The 22,321-nt window shown below is 72.1% G+C and carries 15 protein-coding genes; all 15 read right to left on the reverse strand.

Features of this window, described 5'->3' with window-relative positions; translation table 11 throughout:
• Positions 1-32: 32 nt before the first annotated feature.
• The 15 genes from AWX74_RS10620 to rbfA all read right to left on the reverse strand — a co-directional run bounded on the left by AWX74_RS10620 (position 33) and on the right by rbfA (position 22,191).
• Entirely contained in the window at positions 33-1,652 is a 1,620-nt protein-coding gene (locus AWX74_RS10620) for a hypothetical protein (RefSeq protein ID WP_165615556.1), read from the reverse strand.
• 51 nt (positions 1,653-1,703) lie between these two features.
• Complete coding sequence (locus tag AWX74_RS10625; protein ID WP_091274394.1) at positions 1,704-2,813, reverse strand: acetate/propionate family kinase; 1,110 nt, start codon at positions 2,811-2,813, stop codon at positions 1,704-1,706.
• Between the two features lie 50 nt (positions 2,814-2,863).
• Positions 2,864-5,299 (reverse strand): phosphoketolase family protein, encoded by a 2,436-nt coding sequence (locus tag AWX74_RS10630; protein WP_091274398.1) that lies wholly within the window; start codon positions 5,297-5,299, stop codon positions 2,864-2,866.
• A gap of 205 nt (positions 5,300-5,504) precedes the next feature.
• Positions 5,505-6,314, reverse strand: coding sequence for an FAD-dependent thymidylate synthase (thyX, locus tag AWX74_RS10635; RefSeq protein WP_226931266.1), 810 nt, complete (start codon positions 6,312-6,314; stop codon positions 5,505-5,507).
• A gap of 652 nt (positions 6,315-6,966) precedes the next feature.
• Positions 6,967-8,286 carry a histidine--tRNA ligase gene (gene hisS, locus AWX74_RS10640; RefSeq protein ID WP_091274401.1) on the reverse strand — a complete coding sequence of 440 codons (1,320 nt, stop codon included), beginning with the start codon at positions 8,284-8,286 and terminating at the stop codon, positions 6,967-6,969.
• A gap of 171 nt (positions 8,287-8,457) precedes the next feature.
• Positions 8,458-11,139, reverse strand: a complete 2,682-nt coding sequence (locus AWX74_RS10645; protein ID WP_091274702.1) for a hypothetical protein — start codon at positions 11,137-11,139, stop codon at positions 8,458-8,460.
• 40 nt (positions 11,140-11,179) lie between these two features.
• Positions 11,180-13,015 (reverse strand): Hsp70 family protein, encoded by a 1,836-nt coding sequence (locus tag AWX74_RS10650; protein ID WP_091274405.1) that lies wholly within the window; start codon positions 13,013-13,015, stop codon positions 11,180-11,182.
• A gap of 80 nt (positions 13,016-13,095) precedes the next feature.
• Positions 13,096-13,839, reverse strand: coding sequence for a 4-hydroxy-tetrahydrodipicolinate reductase (gene dapB, locus AWX74_RS10655; protein WP_091274409.1), 744 nt, complete (start codon positions 13,837-13,839; stop codon positions 13,096-13,098).
• A 50-nt stretch (positions 13,840-13,889) separates the two neighbouring features.
• Positions 13,890-15,293 (reverse strand): M16 family metallopeptidase, encoded by a 1,404-nt coding sequence (locus AWX74_RS10660; RefSeq protein WP_091274412.1) that lies wholly within the window; start codon positions 15,291-15,293, stop codon positions 13,890-13,892.
• 45 nt (positions 15,294-15,338) lie between these two features.
• Entirely contained in the window at positions 15,339-17,528 is a 2,190-nt protein-coding gene (locus tag AWX74_RS10665; protein ID WP_091274415.1) for a polyribonucleotide nucleotidyltransferase, read from the reverse strand.
• A 255-nt stretch (positions 17,529-17,783) separates the two neighbouring features.
• The gene (rpsO, locus tag AWX74_RS10670) at positions 17,784-18,053 is read right to left on the reverse strand and encodes a 30S ribosomal protein S15 (protein ID WP_006543548.1); all 270 of its coding nucleotides are present in this window, start codon (positions 18,051-18,053) and stop codon (positions 17,784-17,786) included.
• A 485-nt stretch (positions 18,054-18,538) separates the two neighbouring features.
• Positions 18,539-19,468 (reverse strand): bifunctional riboflavin kinase/FAD synthetase, encoded by a 930-nt coding sequence (locus AWX74_RS10675; protein WP_091274418.1) that lies wholly within the window; start codon positions 19,466-19,468, stop codon positions 18,539-18,541.
• A 118-nt stretch (positions 19,469-19,586) separates the two neighbouring features.
• Complete coding sequence (truB, locus tag AWX74_RS10680) at positions 19,587-20,495, reverse strand: tRNA pseudouridine(55) synthase TruB (protein WP_091274421.1); 909 nt, start codon at positions 20,493-20,495, stop codon at positions 19,587-19,589.
• Positions 20,492-21,625 (reverse strand): DHH family phosphoesterase, encoded by a 1,134-nt coding sequence (locus AWX74_RS10685; protein ID WP_091274424.1) that lies wholly within the window; start codon positions 21,623-21,625, stop codon positions 20,492-20,494. The genes truB and AWX74_RS10685 overlap by 4 nt, the downstream gene beginning before the upstream one ends.
• On the reverse strand, positions 21,622-22,191 hold the full coding sequence (gene rbfA, locus AWX74_RS10690) for a 30S ribosome-binding factor RbfA (RefSeq protein ID WP_091274427.1): 570 nt from the start codon (positions 22,189-22,191) through the stop codon (positions 21,622-21,624). Before rbfA ends, AWX74_RS10685 begins: the two co-directional genes overlap by 4 nt.
• Positions 22,192-22,321 lie beyond the last annotated feature (130 nt).

Below are 22,321 nucleotides of genomic sequence, written 5' to 3' on the forward strand. Positions count from 1 at the left end.
GGCCCCGGCCGCGTCCTGCCGTCGTCACCAGGTCAGCCGGGCCCCCGACGGCCGGTCTCCTGGGCCTGCCCGGACATGATCGACGACGCCGGTTCGTCCGGCGGGGTGTGCCAGCCCAGCGCGCGCAGCCCGGACAGCACCGCCAGCGCGACCAGCAACGCGAGCAGGGCCTGTTTCGTCGGCCCGAGCACCCAGGCCGCCAGGCTCGACCGCTCCCTGGTCAGCAGGACCGTGGCGGCGAACGACGACGGCACCGCCACCACCGCGACCGCGTCCGCGCCGAGCTGGAACGGCAGCGCCGACAGCGCGACCGTGAGGCTCATCAGGATCCCGATGGCCGCGGCCACCCGCCACACGTCCGGCGAGACGCTCAGGCCGACCACGAGCCTGGCCCGCGCGGCGCGCCGCGCGTCCGTGCTGTAGAACGCGTAGACCTCACGGTTGCCGTGGACGTCCTCGACGTAGGTCCGGGCGATCCGCCGGTGCCACAGGTCGACGGTGATCGGCGTGCTCAGCTCGATGCTGGAGTCGTCGGTGCCGACGCTGACGTGGTAGCTGCCAGGACCGCCCGGATCGATGTCCACCAGCGCGACCGGGGTCAGCCACCGCTGCCGCATCGGGACCTCCCCGTCACGGACCGGGTGGCGCCGGGCCAGGATCGTCCGGCGCTCCTCCTTCATCTTGATCAGGCAGGGCCGGTACGGATCGACGATGACCGCCGCGAGTGCCTCCCACCGCCGCCCGTACTCGGCGACGGTGCTCAGGACCGGCGTCGCCGCCGCGCCCGCCAGGCTCAGCTCGCCGATCCAGGTGGTGAACTCGCGCAGGTAGTACTCGATGTGCCCGATCTCCAACGGCGTCGGGACGTCCGGGTCCCGCCACAGCTCACCGACCGCGAGCAGCAGGGTGTCGGCGCTGCTCAGCGGGTCGAACGGCTCGTCCAGCGCCCGGCCCAGCAGGTTCTGGGCCGGTTCGAGCAGTTCCTGCCAGGAACGCAGCGTCGGCGCGGGGACGACGAGGTCGGCCTCGGCGTCGAGATAGGTCCGCACCGCCTCGAACGGCAGCGGCCGGTCCCCGCGCGGTGCCAGCTGCGGCAGGTTGCCGGTGAGCCGCCCTGGGCGGAAGCGTGAGATCGCGTCCACGACCCGGCGGGCCGGGCCGGGCAGCGGGCACCCGGCGGCCTCGGCGAGCAACGCGATCAGATTGCCCTGGATCGCGACCGACGTCCCGTAGGGCATCAGGTGGGCGTCCGACCCGCCGGGGCCGACGAGGTCGAACCCGACGAGCGCGCGTTTGGGCAGGGTGGAGATCGGGAGCAGGAGGCAGACCTCGGGCGGCAGCCGGCCCGCGGTGTCGAGCCGGCCGGTGCCCGGGACGATGCTGTTCAGCAGCCCGTCCAGCGGCCCCCAGTTGATCGACCTGGCGAGCTGGCAGCGGTTGGCGCTGACGATCGTGAACTGGTCGACGACCCGGCGCCGCAGCCCCTGGTACTCCGCCGGGGGCGCCAGCAGCATCGTGGTGACCTCGTCCACATCGGTGAGGTCGAGAATCGGGGCACTGTCGGCGTCGTCCCGCCGGCGCCACCGCCGCAGGCGGCCAGGCCAGGGCCCCGCAGGCCCCGCCGAACTACCCGAACCACCCGAACTGCTCACATCGGGCGACAGTAGCAGCACCCTCACATAGCGCGCGCCCGCCCGAGATGCTCACCCCGCGTGTGCCGGCAGCTGCGCGCGGGCCGCCCGGGCGATCTCGACGTCCTCACGCGCCTCGATGATCAGGGTGCGGACCGACGCTCCGGAAGCACTGATCTCCAGGTCCCCGCCCTGATACGAGCTGTTGCGCTCCGCGTCGAGCGCGACGCCCAGGAAACCGAGCCCGGCGGCGGCACCGGAGCGCACCGGCGGGGCGTGCTCCCCCACCCCACCCGTGAAGACCAGGGCGTCCAGCCCACCGAGGGCGGCCGTCATGGCGGCGATCTCGGCCCGCAGCCGATGCAGGTAGACGGCGAGGCCCAGGGCCTCCGGCGTACCGGGCCGCCGCGCGCCGTCGAGCACCGCGCGCATGTCCGCGGAGCCGACGAGCCCGGTCATGCCGCTGCGGTGGAACAGGGCGTCCGTCAGCTCCTCGGCGGTCATCCCCCGCTCCGTCTGCAGCCACAGCAGCAGGCCGGGGTCCACCGTTCCCGAGCGGGTGGCCATCACCATGCCCTCCAGCGGGGTGAAGCCCATCGTCGTGTCGACGCTGACGCCGTCGCGCACCGCCGCCAGCGACGCTCCCGAGCCCAGGTGCGCGGTGACGACACGCCGGGCGCCGGTGAGCTCCGCGGCGCGCCGTGACGCGTACGCGTGGGACAGGCCGTGAAACCCGTACCGACGCACCCCGTACTCGTCGCGCCAGCGCATCGGAACCGGGTAGGTGATCGCCTCGGGCGGCATGCGGGCGTGGAACGCGGTGTCGAAGCAGGCGACCCTCGGCACCCCCGGCAGCACCGCCGAGACGTCCGCCAGCGCGGTCAGCGCCGCCGGCTGGTGCAGCGGCGCAAGTGGCACCAGCGCGCGCAGCTGCCGCTCGACCTCGTCATCGACCAGGACCGGGTCGACGAAGACAGACCCCCCGTGCACCACCCGGTGGCCGGTGATCGCCACCTCGCCAGCCTGGGCGAGCTCCTCGACCGCCCGTTCCAGCTCGTCGGGGTCGGGCCGGCCGGCGACCGCACGCAGGTCGTGCGCGGCCAGCACCCGGTCGCCCGGATCGAGCAGCCGCAGCTTCACGCTGGACGAGCCGGCGTTGACCACCAGCACGTTCCCGCCCATAAGACCCCGTCCTCGGTCGCTCTCGGCTCTCGGCCGCTCCCGGCCTGACCTCAGTACGGCCAGGTCCAGTCACGGATGCTGGGATCGTCCTCGCCGTGGTCCCGGGTGTAGGCCCGGGCGGCCAGCCGAGCATCGATCATCCGCTGCCGCACGTGCGCGGCGCGCGCCCCCAGGCTGGGCACCCGGTCGATCACGTCGACCACCAGGTGGAAGCGGTCCAGATTGTTCATCATCACCATGTCGAAGGGCGTGGTTGTCGTGCCCTCCTCGATGTAGCCCCGCACGTGCATGTTGTTGTGGTTGCGACGGCGGTAGGTGAGCCGGTGGATCAGCCACGGATAGCCGTGGTAGGCGAAGATGATCGGCCGGTCCGAGGTGAACAGCGCGTCGAAGCGGGCGTCGGAGATCCCGTGCGGGTGCTCCGCCTCGTCCTGCAGGCTCATGAGGTCGACGACGTTGACGACACGCACCTTCAGGTCGGGGAAGTGCTGGCGCAGGATGTCGACCGCGGCGAGCGTCTCCAGGGTCGGGATGTCCCCGGCGCACGCCATGACGACGTCCGGGGTGCCGTCGCCGTCCTCGGTGTGGTCGTTGCTCGCCCAGTCCCAGATGCCCAGGCCGCGGGTGCAGTGCGCGATCGCGTCCCGCATCGGCAGGTAGGTCAGCGCGGACTGCTTGCCGGCCACGATCACGTTGATGTAATGCCGGCTGCGCAGGCAGTGGTCCGCCACCGAGAGCAGGGTGTTCGCGTCCGGCGGCAGGTAGACCCGGATGATCTCGGCCTTCTTGTTCACCACATGGTCGATGAAGCCCGGGTCCTGGTGCGAGAAGCCGTTGTGGTCCTGCCGCCACACGTGGCTGGTGAGCAGGTAGTTCAGCGACGCGATCGGCCGCCGCCACGGAATGTGCCGGGACGTCTTCAGCCACTTCGCGTGCTGGTTCACCATCGAGTCGACGATGTGGATGAACGCCTCGTAGCAGGAGAAGAAGCCGTGCCGGCCGGTGAGCAGGTACCCCTCCAGCCAGCCCTGGCACAGGTGCTCGGAGAGCACCTCCATCACCCGGCCGTCCGGCGCGAGGTCCTCGTCCGTCTCCACGACCTCGGCGTTCCAGGCCCGCCCGGTGGTCTCGAACAGCGCGCCCAGCCGGTTCGAGGCGGTCTCGTCCGGGCCCATGACCCGGAAGGTGTTCGGGTTGGCGCGCATGACGTCCCGCAGGAAGCCACCGAGCACCCGGGTCGCCCCCGTCCAGGCCCGGCCGGGCTTGGGCACGTCGACCGCGTAGTCGCGGAAGTCCGGCAGGGTCAGGTCACGCAGCAGCTCGCCGCCGTTGGCGTGCGGGTTGGCGCTCATCCGGCGCGTTCCCACCGGGGCCAGCGCCGCGAGCTCGGGCTTCAGCCGCCCGTCGGGCTCGAACAGCTCCCAGGGCCGGTAGCTGCGCAGCCAGGTCTCGAGCTGGGCGAGGTGGGCCGGGTCGCGCTTCGGCTCGCTGATCGGTACCTGGTGCGAACGCCAGTTGCCCTCGACCGGCAGCCCGTCCACCGTGGTCGGGCCGGTCCAGCCCTTCGGAGTGCGCAAGATGATCATCGGCCAGGCGGGCCGGGACGGATCACCAAGCCGACGGGCCCGGTCCTGGATGTCGTGGATCCGCGAGATCGCGAGGTCGAGACAGTGCGCGAACCGCTGATGGACCTCCGCGGGGTCGTCGCCGGCCACGTGCAGCGGCTCGTAGCCGTAGCCCCGCATCAGCGACTCGAGCTCGGCCTCCGGGATACGGGCGAGGATGGCCGGCTGCGCGATCTTGTAGCCGTTGAGGTGCAGGATCGGCAGCACGACGCCGTCCCGCACCGGGTCGAGGAACTTGTTCGAATGCCAGCTCGCGGCCAGCGGCCCGGTTTCCGCCTCACCGTCACCGACGACGGCGGCGACCAGCAGGTGCGGGTTGTCGAAGGCTGCTCCGAAGGCGTGCGTGAGGGCATAGCCCAGCTCACCGCCCTCGTGAATCGAGCCGGGCACCTCCGGCGCCACATGGCTCGGAATGCCTCCGGGGAAGGAGAACTGGCGGAACAGCCGCCGCATGCCCTCCCGGTCCTGGGCCACTGACGGGTAGATCTCGCTGTAGGTGCCCTCGAGATAGGTGTTCGCCACGATCCCCGGACCGCCGTGACCAGGGCCGACCACATAGATCGCGTCAAGGTCGTTGCGCCGGATGACCCGGTTGAGGTGGGCGTAGATCAGGTTGAGGCCGGGTGTGGTCCCCCAGTGGCCGAGCAGGCGCGACTTGATGTGCTCGGCCCGCAGGGGCTCGGACAGCAGCGGATTGTCCAGCAGGTAGATCTGCCCGACCGAGAGGTAGTTCGCGGCCCGCCAGTAGGCGTCGACCAGGCGCAGCTCCTCGGTGGACAGCGGGCGTGCCGCCGCCACGGCTGGCCCTGCCGACCCCGCCGCCCTGGCTGAACCCGCGTCGATCTCGGCAACGTCGATCATGCTGGCCCTCCCCTGCCCGTCCCGCCCTGGCGCCGTTGCCCGCGCGTCTGCCCCACCGCTCGACCCCATCATCGTTCCCCTCGACCAGGCCCGAACGCTGATCCCTTGTGAGCATGGGAGTGGTCAGGTCAGCCCGCGGCTGGCGGGGCCGAACGTCGGGAGTCCCGGCGCCGAAGGGCCCTTGCCGGGCCGGCGGGGCGCAGGATCAGCCTTCGCCCGCCAACGGGCTCGACGCCACCTCGGTGCCGTCGTCGAGGGTTCGCACCTGGAAGTCGGCGAAGACGTTCGGCGCCACCTCCTGCAACGCCCGCAGGATGGCGACCGCCAGGCCGCGGATCTCGACATCGGCATGCTCGCTGGCCCGCATCGCGACGAAATGCCGCCACGCGCGGTAGTTGCCCGTGACGACGATCCTGGTCTCGGTCGCGTTCATCAGCACCGACCGTGCCGCCTGCCGCGCCTGCTTACGCCGCGACGTCGGCGCCGACACGTCGGCGAACCGCTTCTCCAGGCCCTCCAACAGCCGCGCGTAGGCCTCCATCGAGGCGGCGGCGGCCTCGGTGAACAGATCGTGCAGCTCCGGATCGTCGGCGATCACCTCGGGCTCGACGAGTGCCGCGTCATGCTCGGGGACGTATCGCTGGGAGAGCTGGCTGTAGGAGAAGTGCCGGTGCCGCACCAGCTCGTGCGTGAGGCTGCGTGACACCCCGGTGATGTAGAGGGACACCGACCCGTGTTCGAGGACCGACAGGTGGCCGACGTCGAGGATGTGCCGCAGGTAGCCCGCGTTCGTCGCGGTCGCCGGGTTCGGCTTGCTCCAGCTCTGGTAGCAGGCTCGACCCGCGAACTCCGCGAGTGCCTGGCCGCCGTCGGCGTCGGTGCTCCATGGCACGTCGCTCGGCGGCAGGAACTCGGTACGGGCGATGACCTGCACCCGCAGGCGAGCCACCGCCGGTACCTGGGCCCCCTCCGGGGACCGGCCCGGCCCGGCGGACCCGACGGTTTCGTCCGGCATGAAACCCTCCCCCACAGCGCTCTCCACGAGACTGACCTCCACAAGGAATCCGCACCCACACGCTCGGCGACCCGCCCGGCCCTCGATCTGGACTCGGGTCAGACGGCGCGCCACGCGCCCCCCGGCCACGGGTCAGGCTGCGGATGCGAGCCTCCCGACCTCGCCGGCAGCGGATGCGCACCACGGTATCCGCTCGCTTCGCGGTGACCCGGCCGGGCATCGGACGAGACCCCGAGGGACCACCTCATCAACAGCAGCATCGTCTTCCCGGTCCGACCCGCGCCGGGACCCGTTGGCGTGGGCGTCATCGGCATGCACCAGACCGGTTACGTTCGAACCGCCCAACCGCCCCGTGTCGCCACCCACTTACCCGTCCGGTGACCCGTCCGGAACACGGCGGTGGCCGCGACGGCCCACCGTGGTACACCGGATGTGGGCTCTTCGCCACAGCCGGTGAGGGGTCCGGTGCTCACCCGGAAGTGTGGCCTCGGCCGGGGGTCTCCGCCCCCGTCAGCTCCCGGCCGAGGCCCACACCGACGGCGGGCACCATGTCCACCACGCGGCCGCGACCACCGGTCGGCCCGTCTCCCGCGCCGCCGACCGGCGCCGCGGCCGCGTGGCGCGAACGGGCGCCGCACCGGCACCGCACGGATCAGGCGTCGGGGGCCCACCGCGCGGGGTCGGCGGTGCGCTGGTCGCCGGTCGCCATGTTCTTGACCTCGTGCTCGCGGTCGTCCGCGAACGGCGGGAACCAGACGTTCGGGATTCCCTTGCGGGAGGCGTAGCGGACCTGCTTGGCGATCTTGTCGGCCTGGTGGTACGTCTCAACCCGCAGGCCGCGCTCGCGCAGCGTCCGGGCGGTTGCAAGCGCCACCTGACGCCGTTCGTCACTCGGGATCACCATCAGCACCTGGGCCGGGCTCGCCGGGCCGCCGCCGACCAGACCGTCCGCGACGAGCTTGGCGAAGATCCGGGTCAGCCCGATCGAGATCCCGACTCCGGGCAGATTGCGCCGGATGAACGTCCCGGCGAGGTCGTCGTACCGACCGCCTGAGCAGATGCTGCCGTAGCCGGGTGCGTCCACGAACTTCGCCTCGTAGACGGTGCCCGTGTAGTAGTCCAGGCCGCGCGCGATCGACAGGTCGGCCACCACGCTGCCCGCCGGCAGGTCGGCCAGATCGTCGAGCACCCGCCCCAGCTCGTCGAGCCCTTCGGTGAGCAGGTCTGACTTGACTCCGAGCCGGCCGACCTCGTCGACGACCGAGGCGTCGGAGCCCCGGACCGCGGCCAGGTCGAGGCAGGCCTTCGCCTGGTCCGCACTGAGGCCCACCGGGCCGGTCAGCAGCGCCTCCACCCCCGCACGACCGATCTTGTCGATCTTGTCGGCGGCCCGGATCACAGCCAGCGGATCGCCGATGCCGAGGCCCTCGTAGAAACCCTGCAGCACCTTGCGGTTGTTGATGTTCAGCGTCCAGGCTGGGACGCCGAGCGTCGTGAGGATCTCGTGCACGATCCGGGGCAGCTCGGCGTCGAAGTGCAGCGGCACGTGATCGACGTTGATGACGTCGATGTCGCACTGGGTGAACTCGCGGTACCGGCCCTCCTGCGGCCGCTCCCCGCGCCAGACCCGCTGGATCTGGTACCGCTTGAACGGGAAGACCAGGTCGTTGAAGTGCGCGGCGACGTAACGGGCGAACGGGACCGTCAGGTCGAAGTGCAGACCGAGACGCGCGCTGTCGTCATCGTCGGTGGCCTGCAGGCGCCGCAGGGTGTAGACCTCCTGCGACGTCTCGCCCTTCGCCATCAGTGCCTCGAGCGCCTCCACCGACGGGGTCTCGACCGAGCAGAACCCGTACCGCTCGAACGAGGCACGAATGGTGTCCAGCCAGCGCAGCTCCACCATCCGCACGTCGGGAAGCCACTCGGGAAACCCGCTGACCAGCGTGGGACGAACCACGGGCGCATCGGCCATCGCCGATCAACTCCTCTTTCTCGACACTGCTGGCACGCGATCTCTTCGCGCGCTCATCGGACCCTGGATGCGCGGCGATCACCGATGTCGAGAAAAGAAGAACACGATCCCAACCTTACAGCGGCACCGGTCGGCACCGGTCGCCACCAGCCGGGGCGGCCGACGCGGACGTCAGCCAGCCCCACTCCCGCTCCCGCTGCCGCTCCCGGCCCCGACGACGCCGCCACCAGCCGGGGCTGTCCGCACCGCGGCGGCGGAACCCGGTCCGACAACGGTCAGGCAGCCGGTCGCATCGATCAGGACACGGCCGGCCGCGGCACCCGCGACCACCAGCTCACCGCGCTCCCGCACGCAGGCGAACAGGGCGACATGCAGTGGACGGACGTCCGGCGGCAGGAAGCCGCCATCGATGTCATACCGAGTGTTGGTGATCTTGCGCGTGGTGGCGCCCAGTTCCTGCGCGCCGGCGGGCGGGAGGTCCGCACGGGCGGTGACCATCATCTCGGTGCACCCCGCCGGCCAGGTCCAGCACAACCGGCCGCCCTCCATCCGCAGATCCGAGGCCGGGCCGATCTCGTCGGCCGCTGTGCGCGGTCCCGGCGGGGGCACCTCGAACGCGGCGGCGCCGGCCTGTCCGCCTTCGGGCGGTGCGCCATCAACCGGCCCCAGCGTGGAACCGCCGCTCTCGCTCCGGGGCTGCTCTGCCGCGCCCGGCCCGGCGGCGCCCGGCCCGGCCGCGCCCGGTCCTGCGGCGCCCGCGCCGGCCGTGCCCGCGCCGACGGGGTCGGCGGTGCCAGCAGGGTCGGGCCATCTCGCGGGCTTCGACCACACTCCGCCGATGCCGGCGATCACCTCGTATTCAGGGATCGACGAACCGCGGAACACCCCGCCGTCCTCGATGACGGTGGCTGGCGTGACGCCCACCGCCCGAGCCTTCCCGTCCGCCGTGATCCGGCGGATGCGATAGCTGGCATCACCAGGAGTTACTGTCCGCCGCCAGCTGATGACCACGGAGGACCCGTCCCAACGCGCGGCCACGCCGGTCGGCGGTTCGACCGACGCAGGCCCAGCAGCTGCCGTTTCAGCGGACTGCGGTTGCGCCGGCAGTCCTTCCACCGCCGGCCGTTCCGCCGCCGGCCGTTCGGTGGACGGCCGTTCGGTGGACGGCGCCGGGCGGGCGGACGTGTCTGCTCGCGGGCCCACCGTCGTCGCCGACCCGGTTCCACCGCTCGCGGCACCCGGGCCGGCGGCGCCGGCCGCGGGTTCGGCCAGCAGGGCGAGTGCCTCTTCGTGGTCCGCCACCAGGGCCACCGCCGCCCGGACCAGCCGGACCCGGTCCGGGCCGACCGACGTCCGCGCCCGGCGGACGAGCTCGTCCGCCTGGGCACACTGGTCGAGCGCCAGCGCCCGCACCTCCTCGAGCAGCCGCCCACCGGGGCCTGGCACGTCGGCGGCGAGGGGGGCAAGGGCCTCGAGGAGGCCCAGCACCGCGCGGTGACGGTTCGCGGTGAGCTCGGCGACGATGGCCTGCCAGCGCTCACCGGCGTCCCGGATCACCCGCTCGACCTCGTCGTCGAGCGCCCTGATCGGTGGCAGCGTCTCGCCCGCGAGCTCCCGGGCGCGGGCGATCTCACCGCTGGCCGCGATCGGCCGCCCCGCCCGCAGCTCGGCACGGGCACGCGACAGCAGGGCCTGCCAGTCGCTGGCCCGGGCCGGCACCGGTCGGGAGGCCGGCCGGTCGCGCGTGGGCGCGTCACTGCCGGTGGTCTCGGCCGCTCCCCCGGAGCCGCCCGTGGCCGGCCCACCGCCCGTCCACCCACCTTGCGCGGCACCGCTTCCCGGACGCGACGGGTGCGACGGGCTCGTCAGACGCCCGGTCTCCGGTGGCTCCACGCCGTGCTCGCGGGCGAGATCCGCGACGACCGCGCGGGCCCGGCCCTGGTCGAGGCCCTCGGCCACGGCCTGGGCGACGAGCTCGGCCGCGGCCGTGGCGAGCAGGCGGTCCTCGATCAGCACGGCGGTGGCCACCCGCGGCCGCAGCACCGCCTTGACCGGCTCGACGAGCGCGTCGAGATAGGCCTCGGGGTCGCCGTCGACGAGCAGCGCCCGCGCCGCCGTGAGCAGGTCGTCCAACAGTGCGCGGCGCCGGTCCGGCCGACGCTCGCGGTTGCGCGCCGCGGCGGCGTCGCGGACGGCGCGGATCTCCTCCCGGCTGCTTTCCGGCGTGACCCCGAGCAGGTCGAAGAGGCTTCGCGGCGGGGTGGTTCCCACGATCCGGCCAAGCTCGTCGAGATCGGCGCGCACCTGGCGTATCACCTCGGCCGACACGGGCCGGCGGGCCGACGTGGCCGTGGCCCGTTCCGCCGTGCCGGCGGGGAGCCGCCGATGCCGGCGTATGCGCAGCTCGAACGCCGCGTCGTCGATTCCATGCGTGGCCGCCAGCGCACGCAGCCCGGCGATCTTGTCCTCGGGCAGGCCACCGAAGCGGCTCACCAGCCGGCGAACGGCGGCGTCGAGCTCGGCGAAGCGCTCGCCGTCCCGGGCGGTGCGGGCGGCGGCGACCCGCCCGGCGAGCTCCGTTCGGGCCGCCGTCGTTCGCAGCGCCGCGGACAGTTCGCCGTGCAGGCCCAGCAGCGCGATGATCACACCGCGGTAGCGGGGATGATCCCGGCTGCGCTGCCAGAACGCCCAGACCTCGTCGATGCGTGCCCAGACCTCGGCGTCGCCGAGCCGGGCGGCCTCCTCGATCGGGATGTCGTAGATCTCGAACGGGTCACTCTGCTCGGCACCGCCGCGGGCGTGGACCGCGGCGAGCACCCGGCTCCGGTAGTCGTTCGAGTCGAAGGGCAGCACCGCGGACTCCCTGTTGAAGACGTGACGCTCTGACGGCGGCTTACGGCCAGCCCGGCGACCCACCGAGCCCGCCGAGCCCGCCGGAGTCGCCGTCCCGCGGCTTCTTGCGCAGCGGGTCCGGACCACCGGTGGCGGGCCGGTCCAGGCCCCGCTCCCGGCGGGCACGCGCGACCTGCTCACGCTCGCGGGCGACGTCCGCCTGGCTGAGCGCGGCCGAGGTCTCGATGCGGACGGTCAACGGCTGGTCGGCGAGCCCTTCGTGCCGGGCCGTCACCTCCAGGATGCCGTCGAAGCCCATGCGGAACATGATTTCAATCTGGGTTCCGGCAGGATAGCCCGGCGGAATCCCGATGATCTCCGCATTCGTGATGATCTTGTTGTCCTCGATCCGGGTGGATTCCACTCCGCCGGCCTGCTCGACGACATGCACCATCACCGCGTCCTGATCATCGCGGACGGTGCCGAACAGCCGGCGAACGGCAACCGGCAGCCGGTCGTTGCGGTGCACGAGGAAGACCGCGCGCTGGTCGCCGAACCGGTCCAGCGCCAGCACCCCGAAACCCCGCGACACCACGTTGACGACCTGGACCTCGACCGTCCGGCGAACCCGGTCCGCGGGCAGCCCGAGGGCCTCGGCCAACCGGCGGCAGGCAGCGTCCAGATCGGCCGGCGCCGCGGTGTCCACCGAGGCCCCGTCCACCAGCTGGCCGCGGGTCACCAGGTCGGCGGCGACCAGGCGCTCCATCGCCTTCTTCTGGCCGTAGATGGCGGCACCGCGAGCGACAGCCAGATCGGGATCGGTGAGTTCCACCGGCACGGACAGCTCCGCGGCCAGGCGACGGGCGACGGCCGGCATCCGCGACGCCCCGCCGACGAGCAGGACCCGGTCGACACCGCGAACTCCCCGCTCACGGGCGGCGTCGATGGCCGACCGGGTCAGCGCGAGGGTGCGGTCGAGCAGACCGGCGGTCAGGCTCTCCATCTCGTCACGGGTGAGGGTGACGTCCAGAGATCTGCCGCCGTGGCTGACCGTGACCACGGTCGACTCGGCCTGGGTCAGCTCGCGGCGAGCACGCTCGGCGGCGAGTGACAGCTCCTGGGCCGCCTCGCCGTTGTCCAGCGGGTCGTCGGCATCGGGGTGGGCCGCGAGGAAGCGGTCGGAGAGAAAAAGGACGATCTTCTCGTCCCAGTCCGCCCCGCCGAGCTGATGATCGCCATCGGTGGCGACGACGGAGACCCTGCGGTCGGCGAGCTCGACGATGGTCACGTCGAAGGTCCCTCCGCCGAGGTCGTAGACGAGGGCCACCTCCTCGGCGAGCGCCCCCGGCCCGGCGAGTGTCCGCCGGCCCGCGACCTCGAAACGGGCGAACCCGTAGGACAGCGCGGCGGCCGTCGGTTCGTTGATGACATCCACGACGTTCAGGCCGGCGTACTCCCCCGCCAGCACCGTCGCCCTGCGCTCCTCGTCACCGAAGTAGGCGGGGACGGTGATGACCACGTCGCGGACCGGCTCGCCGACGGTCAGGCCGGCATCCGAGACCAGTGCCTTGAGGATCAGTCCGCTCACCGCGGGCGCCGACCACGCCGCCCCGTGCGTCACGAAACGCCAGTCACGGTCGCCCATCCGGCGCTTGACGAGCGAACAGACGTCATCAGGGCGGGCCCGGGCGAGCCGCCGGGCGGTCTCCCCGGTGATGTAGTCGTTCTGACCGACGAAGAGGACCACGCTGGGCAGCGTGGACGACCCGTCCATCAGCGGGACGACCTCGGGATCGCCGGAGCTCGCGACGGTCGCCAGGCAGCTGAAGGTCGTCCCCAGGTCAATACCGAAAACGGTTCCGGCGTTCGCCGCCCGGCCACCTGTATGTCGCGCCACACCCGAAACTTATCCATCCGCACCGGGTCGGGCAGAGAGCGGACTGGGTGACGGCTTCGCGACACCCCCGCCCGTACCGGTCAGCCGAGATCCAGCAGGGCCTCCAGGCCCACCGTGAGACCCAGGTGATCGGCGACGTGGCGCACCGCGAGCAGCACACCCGGCATGAACGAGGCCCGGTCCAACGAGTCGTGCCGAATGGTCAGGGTCTCCCCGGAACCACCGAGCAGGACCTCCTGATGCGCGACGAGCCCACCGAGCCGGACCGCGTGGACCGGGACACCGGCGACCCGGGTACCACGGGCCCCGTCGAGGGCCGAGGTCGTCGCGTCCGGCCCCGCCGGGTCCTGCCCGGCCGCGCGCCGGGCGGCCGAGACGAGCTCGGCGGTGCGGCGCGCCGTCCCGCTGGGCGCGTCGGCCTTGCCGGGGTGATGCAGCTCGACGATCTCCACGGACTCGAAGTAGGGCGCCGCCCGGGCCGCGAAGAGCATCATCAGAACGGCGGCGATACCGAAGTTCGGGGCCACGAAAACCCCGACCGACGGATCGGGGCCCAGCCAGCCGCGCACGGTGGCGAGGCGGTCGTCGTCGAAGCCGGTCGTGCCGACCACCGAGTGGACGCCGTTCTCCACCGCCCACCGCAGGTTGTCCATGACCGTGTCGGGGTGGGTGAAGTCGACCAGCACGTCGGCCTTCGCAAGCCCGGAACGGTCGTCACCGGCGTCGATCTCGGCGACCAGCTCCAGATCGGGAGCCTCGCGAACAGCCCGGCACACCTCGGCACCCATCCGGCCGCGGGATCCAAGCACACCGACAGCGATCACTTCATGCCCCTCATGTGTCCTGCACGCACCATGCCGGCGCCGTACCGCCGTCAGCGGGCGACGGCGGCGCTGAAATCGTGGTCGTCGAACGGGCCGATGACGCCCAGCGCCCACGGCTGGTCCACCAGCTCGCCCGCGAGCGCCCGCACGTCGTCCAGAGTGACAGCCTCGACCCGGGCGAGCACCTCGTCCACCGACAGCAGCTCGCCGTGCACCAGCTCGCTCTTGCCCAGCCGGCTCATCCGCGACCCGGTGTCCTCCAGGTTGAGCACGAGACCCCCGCGGTTCTGGCCCCGGGCGCGGTCGAGCTCCTCCTGGGTGATGCCGTGCTCGGCGATCTGGTGCACCTGCTCGCGGCAGATCTCCAGCACGTCGTCGGCCCGGCCCGGCGTGCAGCCCGCGTAGACCCCGAACAGGCCCGCGTCGGCGAACTGGTTGTCGAACGAGTAGACCGAGTACGCCAGGCCCCGCTTCTCCCGGACCTCCTGGAACAGCCGCGAGCTCATGCCGCCCCCGAGCGCCGTCGACAGCACCCCGAGCGCGTAGCGCCGTGGATCATGCCGGGACAGACCCACCGTGCCGAGCACGACATGCGCCTGCTCGGTGGGCCGCCGGTCCACGACGATGCCCGGCGGCGGAGGGAAGGGATACTGGCCGCGGCGGACGTCCTGCGGCCGCGCGGGCCCGCCGAGGTGGTCGGAGAACGCCCGGACCACCCGGTCCAGGGCCTGGTCGTGCTCGAGGTTCCCGGCGATCGAGATCACGAGCGACGGCGGGGCGTAGCGCTCCCGGTAGTAGTCGAAGATCGTCTCCCGGCCGAGGGCCCCGATCGTGTCGACCGTGCCCAGCACCGGCCGGCCCAGCACCGAGGAACCGAGGACCGCGTCGGCGAAGACGTCGTGGACGACATCGCCGGGATCGTCCTCGTGCATGGCGATCTCCTCGAGGATCACGCCACGCTCGGCCTCGACGTCGTCCGCGGTCACCAGCGAGTTGGCGACCATGTCACAGACGACGTCGACGGCGAGGTCCAGGTCCGAGTCAAGGACCCGGGCGTAGTAGCAGGTGTACTCCTTCGCCGTGAACGCGTTCAGGTCGCCACCGACCGCCTCGATGGCGGCGCTGATCGACAGTGCGTCCCGGCTCGGGGTGCCCTTGAACAGCAGGTGCTCCAGGTAGTGCGAGCAGCCGCCGGTCAGCGGGGTCTCGTCGCGGGAGCCGACCCCCACCCAGACGCCGATGGCCACCGACCGGACGCCGGGCACCTTCTCGGTGATGACCCGCAGGCCGCCGGGCAGCACCGTGCGACGCACGGTGCCGGCCAGCAGCTCCTCGGGCCCGGATCCGGCGGCGAGCAGTTCGGCGACGCGGACCGGCGACGGGTCGGAGGTGGCCTCCGACCCGCGCGGAGCCGGCGGGCGCTCGTCGGACGTGGACAGATCCGTCTCCGTCACAACACTCCTGTCAGGAGGAGGACCCCCGCGGACACAGGGGCCGACTCAGGATTCGGCGGCAACCGCGTCAACGGCCTCCGCGCCAGGCGCCAGGCTGATCTTGCCCCGGGCATCGATCTCCGTGATCTCCACCTGCAGCTTCTGGCCGACGGACAGCACGTCCTCGACCTTCTCCACCCGCTTGCCACCCGCGAGCTGCTTGAGCTTGCTGACGTGCAGCAGGCCGTCCTTGCCCGGCGTCAGCGAGACGAAGGCACCGAAGTTGGTGATCTTCACGATGGTACCGAGGTAACGCTCGCCTACCTCGGGCATCTGCGGGTTGGCGATCGCGTTGATCGCCGAACGGGCGGTCTCGGCGGACGTCCCGTCGGCGGCGCCGATGTAGATCGTGCCGTCGTCCTCGACCGTGATCTCGGCGCCGGAGTCCGCCTGGATCTGGTTGATCATCTTGCCCTTGGGCCCGATGACCTCACCGATCTTGTCAACCGGGATCTTCACCGAGATGACCCGCGGCGCGTGCGTGGACATCTCGTCCGGCGCGCCGATGGCCTCGGCCATCACTTCCAGGATCGTCAGGCGGGCCGCTCGCGCCTGCTGCAGCGCACCGGCCAGCACCGAGGCGGGGATGCCGTCGAGCTTGGTGTCGAGCTGCAGCGCCGTCACGAAGTCGCGGGTGCCGGCGACCTTGAAGTCCATGTCACCGAAGGCGTCCTCGGCTCCGAGGATGTCGGTCAGGGTGACGAACGTGTCGCCCTCCTGGATCAGCCCCATCGCGATGCCGGCCACCGGCGCCTTGAGCGGCACACCGGCGTTCAGCAGCGACAGCGTGCTGGCACACACCGAGCCCATGCTGGTCGAACCGTTGGAGCCCAGCGCCTCGGAGACCTGGCGGATCGCGTAGGGGAACTCCTCGCGGTCCGGCAGCACCGGGAGCAGGGCCCGCTCGGCGAGCGCGCCGTGGCCGATCTCGCGCCGCTTCGGCGAGCCCACCCGGCCCGTCTCACCGGTGGAGTACGGCGGGAAGTTGTAGTTGTGCATGTACCGCTTGGTGCGCTCCGGGTTGAGCGTGTCGACGGTCTGCTCCATCCGCAGCATCGCCAGCGTCGTGACGCCGAGGATCTGCGTCTCGCCCCGCTCGAACAGCGCCGATCCGTGTACCCGCGGGATGTAGTCGACCTCGGCCGACAGCTCCCGGATCTCGGTGGTGGAACGGCCGTCGATGCGCACGCCGTCCGCGACGATCCGGGAACGGACCAGCTTCTTCGTCAGCGCCCGGTAGGCCGGGCCGATCTCCTTGTCGCGCCCCTCGAACTGGCCGGAGACCTTCTCCACGGCCAGCACTCGGACCCGCTCCAGCTCCGCCTCGCGCTCGGCCTTGCCAGCGATGCGCAGCGCCGCCGCCAGCTCCTCGCCGACCGCCGCCGTCAGCGACTCCAGCACGTCGGCGTGGTAGTCGACGAACAGGGGGAAGTCGCGCTGCGGCTTGGCCGTGCCGGCCGCCAGCTCGCTCTGGGCCCGGCACAGCTCGCGGATCGCCGGCTTCGCGGCTTCCAGACCGGCCGCGACGACCTCTTCCGTCGGCGCGGGCGCACCGCCCGCGAGCAGGCCCACCGTCCCCGGCGTGGCCTCCGCCTCGACCATCATGATCGCGACGTCGGAGCCGTCCTCCAGCACCCGGCCGGCCACGACCATGTCGAACGTCGCCCGCTCGAGCTCGGCGTGGGTCGGGAAGGCGATCCACTCACCGTCGACGAAACCGACCCGGGTCGCCCCGATCGGACCGCTGAACGGCAGCCCCGCCAGCATCGTCGACGCGCTCGCCGCGTTGATCGCGACGACGTCGTAGAGGGTCTCCGGATCCAGCGCCAGCACCGTCGCGACGACCTGGATCTCGTTGCGCAGCCCCTTGGCGAACGAGGGCCGCAGCGGTCGGTCGATGAGCCGGCAGGTCAGGATCGCGTCCTCGCTGGGGCGACCCTCCCGGCGGAAGAAGGAACCGGGGATGCGCCCCGCCGCGTACATCCGCTCCTCGACGTCGACCGTGAGCGGGAAGAAGTCCAGCTGCTCCTTCGGCGACCGACTCACCGTCGTCGCCGAGAGGACCATGGTGTCGCCCAGGTAGGCGACCACCGAACCGGCCGCCTGCCGTGCCAGCCGGCCGGTCTCGAACCGCACCGTGCGGGGCCCGGCCGGCGTCGTGATGACCGCCTCGGCCGCCTGTGTCGAGTCGTCCACTCGATACTCCATCCTCTTCGTGGGCCGTGCCCGCGCCATCGAGGATGCCGGTGCTCAGTCGAAGTCTCCCGGGCCCGGCACCGCTACCACTGGCACCGCTCGGGCGGCCACGACCGAGGACCGGCGACTCATGCCGCGCGGACCCGGTCAGGTCCTGCGGCCGCCAGGCGGCCCGATCGCCGCCGGCGGCCCGACGCCCCGGTACCTACCCCGGATGCGCCGGAGGGAGCGCCACCCGGCGCTCCCTCTTGTTTGCTATCGACGCAGACCGAGTCGCTCGATCAGTGCGCGATAGCGGTTGATGTCCGTCTTCGCCAGGTAGTTCAGCAGGCGGCGTCGGCGCCCGACGAGCAGCAGCAGCCCGCGTCGACTGTGGTGGTCGTGCTTGTGGACCTTCAGGTGCTCGGTCAGGTCACTGATGCGACGGGTCAGCATCGCCACCTGGACCTCGGGCGAACCCGTGTCCCGTTCGACCGTGGCGTAGTCCGACATGATCTTCTGCTTGACGTCGCTTGAGAGCGGCACGCTCCACCTCGTTCCTCGTCTGGGACGGCGCGCGCCCGGGGTCTTCTGCACCCGAGCCTCCTGCCGGTGTAGGCCTGGCGAACCGTCGCCCCACGCCCACCGACCCCCGGGGCCATCGGCACCACACCGAACCCGCCCCTACGATCGCCGGACCTCGACGACAGCTGAGCGCCATCAGCCACGCTGCGCACCACCACCTGCACCCGGCCCCACCCTCGGTGTCTCCACCGCAGTGTCTCCACCGCGGGGCTCCCCCGCAGTGGACCGGGCACCACCAGTTGCACCACGCAAAACAAGCTGTGAACCATCAGCAACCGCCGCGAGCCAACCATTCGGCACGCCGTCACCGGACACACCGCTCCCGCTTGAAGGGCAAGCCTATCAACCCCCGGGGGGCCGCCCGGACACCGACCGAGCGCTTTCCGTCGTCGACTCGGACCCGCGGCCTCCTCGATCGTGGACCGTGCGACGGAAAAGCCTCCCTGTCAGACGGGCAGGGTGGCCGACCGGGTCGCGTCCACATCTCGCCCCATCTGCTCGACAAGCTCGTCGACGGAGTCGAACCGCAGAGTGGGACGCAACCTGCGGGTGAACTCGTAGGTCATGTACTCGCCATAAAGGTCGCCGTCGAAGTCCAGCAGGAACGCCTCGACCCGGCGGTCCCGCCCCTCGAACGTCGGGTTCGTCCCGATCGAGATCGCGGCGGCCCGGCGCTGGTCGGACCAGCTCGCGAAACCGGCGTAGACGCCGTCGTCAGGAATCGCGGACCACGGCGCGCACTGCAGGTTCGCCGTCGGGTAGCCGATCGTCCTGCCACGCGCGTCGCCGTGCACGACGACGCCCTCCACCCGGTGCGGCCGCCCCAGCGCCGCCGCGGCGCCCTCGACGTCCCCAGCGGCCACCCGCCGCCGGATCTCGGTCGAGGAGAGCACCTTCTCGTCCGCGCGGACGAGCCCGATGCCCTCCACCTCGAAGCCCTCCGCCCGCCCGTCGCGGGCCAGGCTCTCGACGTTGCCGGCCGCCCGGTGGCCGTAGGTGAAGTTCTCCCCCACCACCACGGTCGTCGCACGCAGCCGCCCGACCAGAACCTGGCGGACGAACTCCTCCGCCGGGATCCGGCTGAACTCCAGGGTGAACGGGGCGACGCACAGCGCGTCGACGCCGATCGCGGCCAGCAGCTCCGCCTTGTACCGCAGCGTGGTCAGCTGGGCGGGATGGGTACCGGGACGGAGAACCTCCGCCGGGTGCGGGTCGAAGGTCAGCACCGTCGACCGTTGCCCGCGCTGGCGCGCGAGCTCGACCGCCCTGCCCACGATCCGGCGGTGCCCCAGGTGAACACCGTCGAAGAAGCCAATGGTGACGACTCCCCCCGGCCAGTCCTGGGGGGTGTTCTCCACTCCGCGCCAACGTCGCACCTGCCGAAGCCTAGGGCATCGCGAGTCGATCTTCGATCGCCGTTCGGGGCAACGGGGTGACCACGGCGGCAGCCATCGGGGACCGCGCCGACGGGCCGTCGCGCGCCGAGTCGAACGCCTACGCCGGCGCGAACACGACGACGGGCCGGGCTGTTTCGTCTCGATCCTCGAACAACGCCAGGACCGCGCCGTCCGGCCCGAAGACGCCATACGGGCCGGAACGACCTAGCGCAGGCAACCATCGACCGTGAGCGACATCACGCGCCTGATCGAGATCGACATCGCGGCGCGGGAACGCCGCCGCGACCGCCGCTCCCAGTGGGACGACCGCCGCGGGACCCCGCTCGGCCAGCTCGTCGAGGCCGACCGCGGCCGCCAGGCCGAACGGCCCGACCTCGCTGCGGCGCAGCGCCGTGAGGTGGCCGCCGCAGCCGAGAGCGGCGCCCAGATCACGCGCGAGAGCACGGATGTAGGTGCCGCTCGAACAGGCCACGACGACATCCAGGTCGGTCCCACGACGGGCCAGCAGCTCGAAACGGCTCACGGTGACCCGCCGAGCCGCCAGCACCACGTCCTCGCCGGCCCTGACCCGTGCGTAGGCCCGCACACCGTTGACCTTCACCGCGCTGACGCTGGACGGAACCTGGTCGATCGCACCGGTCAGCGCCGCCATCCCGGCCGCGAGCTCGCCCGCGCCGACCTCGACCGGCCGGTCGGCGACCGGCTCGCCCTCGGCGTCGTCCGTCGTGGTGGTCCGCCCGAGCCTGATCGTGGCCTCGTAGACCTTCGCCGTCAGGGCCAGATGGCCGAGCAGCCTGGTACCGCGCCCGACGCCCAGCACAAGCACACCGGTCGCCATCGGATCAAGAGTCCCGGCGTGGCCGATACGCCGGGTCCGCAGCAGGCGTCGACAGCGGGCGACGACGTCGTGCGACGTCCAGCCGGCCGGCTTGTCGACGACGACGAGCCCGTCCGGAGTGGCCGGCGCGGGCGGCGTTGGCGGCGCGGGCGGTGACGTGTCGCTCACCGGCTCAGCCGCGGGGCGTGGACGAGCTCCTCGCGGAACCGGTCCATCGTGGCCGCCAACGACTCCGAGGACGAGACCCCGGCGGCGAAGCGATGCCCGCCGCCGCCGAGCGTGGTGCACAACGCACCGACGTCCACCGCGCCCTTGGAGCGCACCGACAGCTTCCAGATCCCGCCGTCCTGCTTGCACACGAGCGCGACCTCGGCCTCCGACACCGTACGCACGGTATCGATCACGGCCTCGATCTCGTCGTAACCGATCCCGGCCAGGCGCAGATCGGACTCGGTGCACCAGGTCCAGATGAGATCGAGCTCCGGCTCGAGCCGCGCCCGTTCCAGGGCCTGGCCCAACAGTTTGAGATAGCCGAACCGGTGGGTGTCCCACAGCGTGCGGCAGATCTGGTCATGGCGGATCCCGGTGGCAAGCAGCCGGGCAGCCAGCTCGTGGACCGCGGGCGTCGTCGCCGCGAAGCGGAACGAGCCGGTGTCCGTGACGAGGCCCGTGTAGACCGCCGCGGCGATGTCCCGGTCGAGCTCCACCCCGAGCGCGTCGATGATCCGCGTGACCAGGACGCTGGTCGACGCGGCCTCCGGATCGACGAAGTTGACCTCTCCGAAGAGGGTGTTCGAGGCGTGATGGTCCACGACGAGGGACCGTGCGCCGGCGAGTCGTCGCGACAGCCGGCCCAGCCGCTCCTCGCTGCCGACGTCCAGGGTCACCACCAGTGCCGCGGCGGCGCCGAGGCCGTCGAGGTCGCCCGGCGCGACGAGCAGATCCTGACCGGGAAGGAAACGCAGCGTACGGGGGACGACAAACGGCTCCGCGTCGAACGAGACCCGCGGTCGCGCGCCCAGGCGGCGCAACGCCAGGCCCAGCGCGATGGCCGACCCGAGGCTGTCACCATCCGGGTTGACATGCGCCAGCAACAGCACCGGCGCACCCGTGTCCGCGGCCGAGCGCAACGCCCGGACCGCCGCGCCGAAGGCCTCGCCGGCACCGACCGCACCGGCAGCAGCGGTCGCACCGGCAGTGGCGGTCGCACCGACAGTGGCAGCGGCAGTGGCGCCGATGCGGTCCGTGTCCCCGGTACCAGCGCCCATCGGGCCCGTTCCCGCGGACATGACGGTCATGACGCCGACTCCCGGCGCACGGCCTCGCGGTCCTCCCCGGCGACCTCGTCGAAGCCGACGCCGGCGTCCCCGGCATCGTCCTCGTCCAGCCCGTCCGCGAAGGTGTCCGCATCAGCGCCGGCGTCGGAGAGGTCGAGATCGTCGATCTCACGGGGCCGGCGGTAGGGGTCCGGCTCACCGGCGGGCTGGGCATCCTGCCGGGCCAGGGCCAGCTCCGCGTCGCGCCGGCGCGCCACGGAGAGCAGATCCTCCAGATGCCGCGCGTCGTCCGGCAGCCGGTCGTGTACGAACGTCAACGTCGGGGTGACCTTGACGCCGGTCGCCCGCCCGACCTGGCTGCGCAGCATGCCCTTGGCCGACTCCAGCGCCGCGGCCGAGGCCTGCCGGGCCTCGTCGTCGCCGTAGACCGTATAGAAGATCGTCGCGTCCACCAGGTCCGGCGTCACCCGGGCGTCCGTGATGGTCACCATCCCGAGACGGGGGTCCTTGACACCGCGCTCCAGCGTGGACGCGACCACCTCACGGATGCGTACCGCCAATCGACGCGCACGGGCCGGATCAGCCACCGTCCACCTCCCTCACTCACCCGGTCGACCTGGGCGGCGGACACCACGGTGCCCGGCCTGACCACGGTCGACACCCACCATTTCCTACCTACCCCGGGTCACCGCCTACTCGGCTGCTCCGGGCATGCGG

The organism is Parafrankia irregularis, from assembly GCF_001536285.1.
GTDB lineage: Bacteria > Actinomycetota > Actinomycetes > Frankiales > Frankiaceae > Parafrankia > Parafrankia irregularis.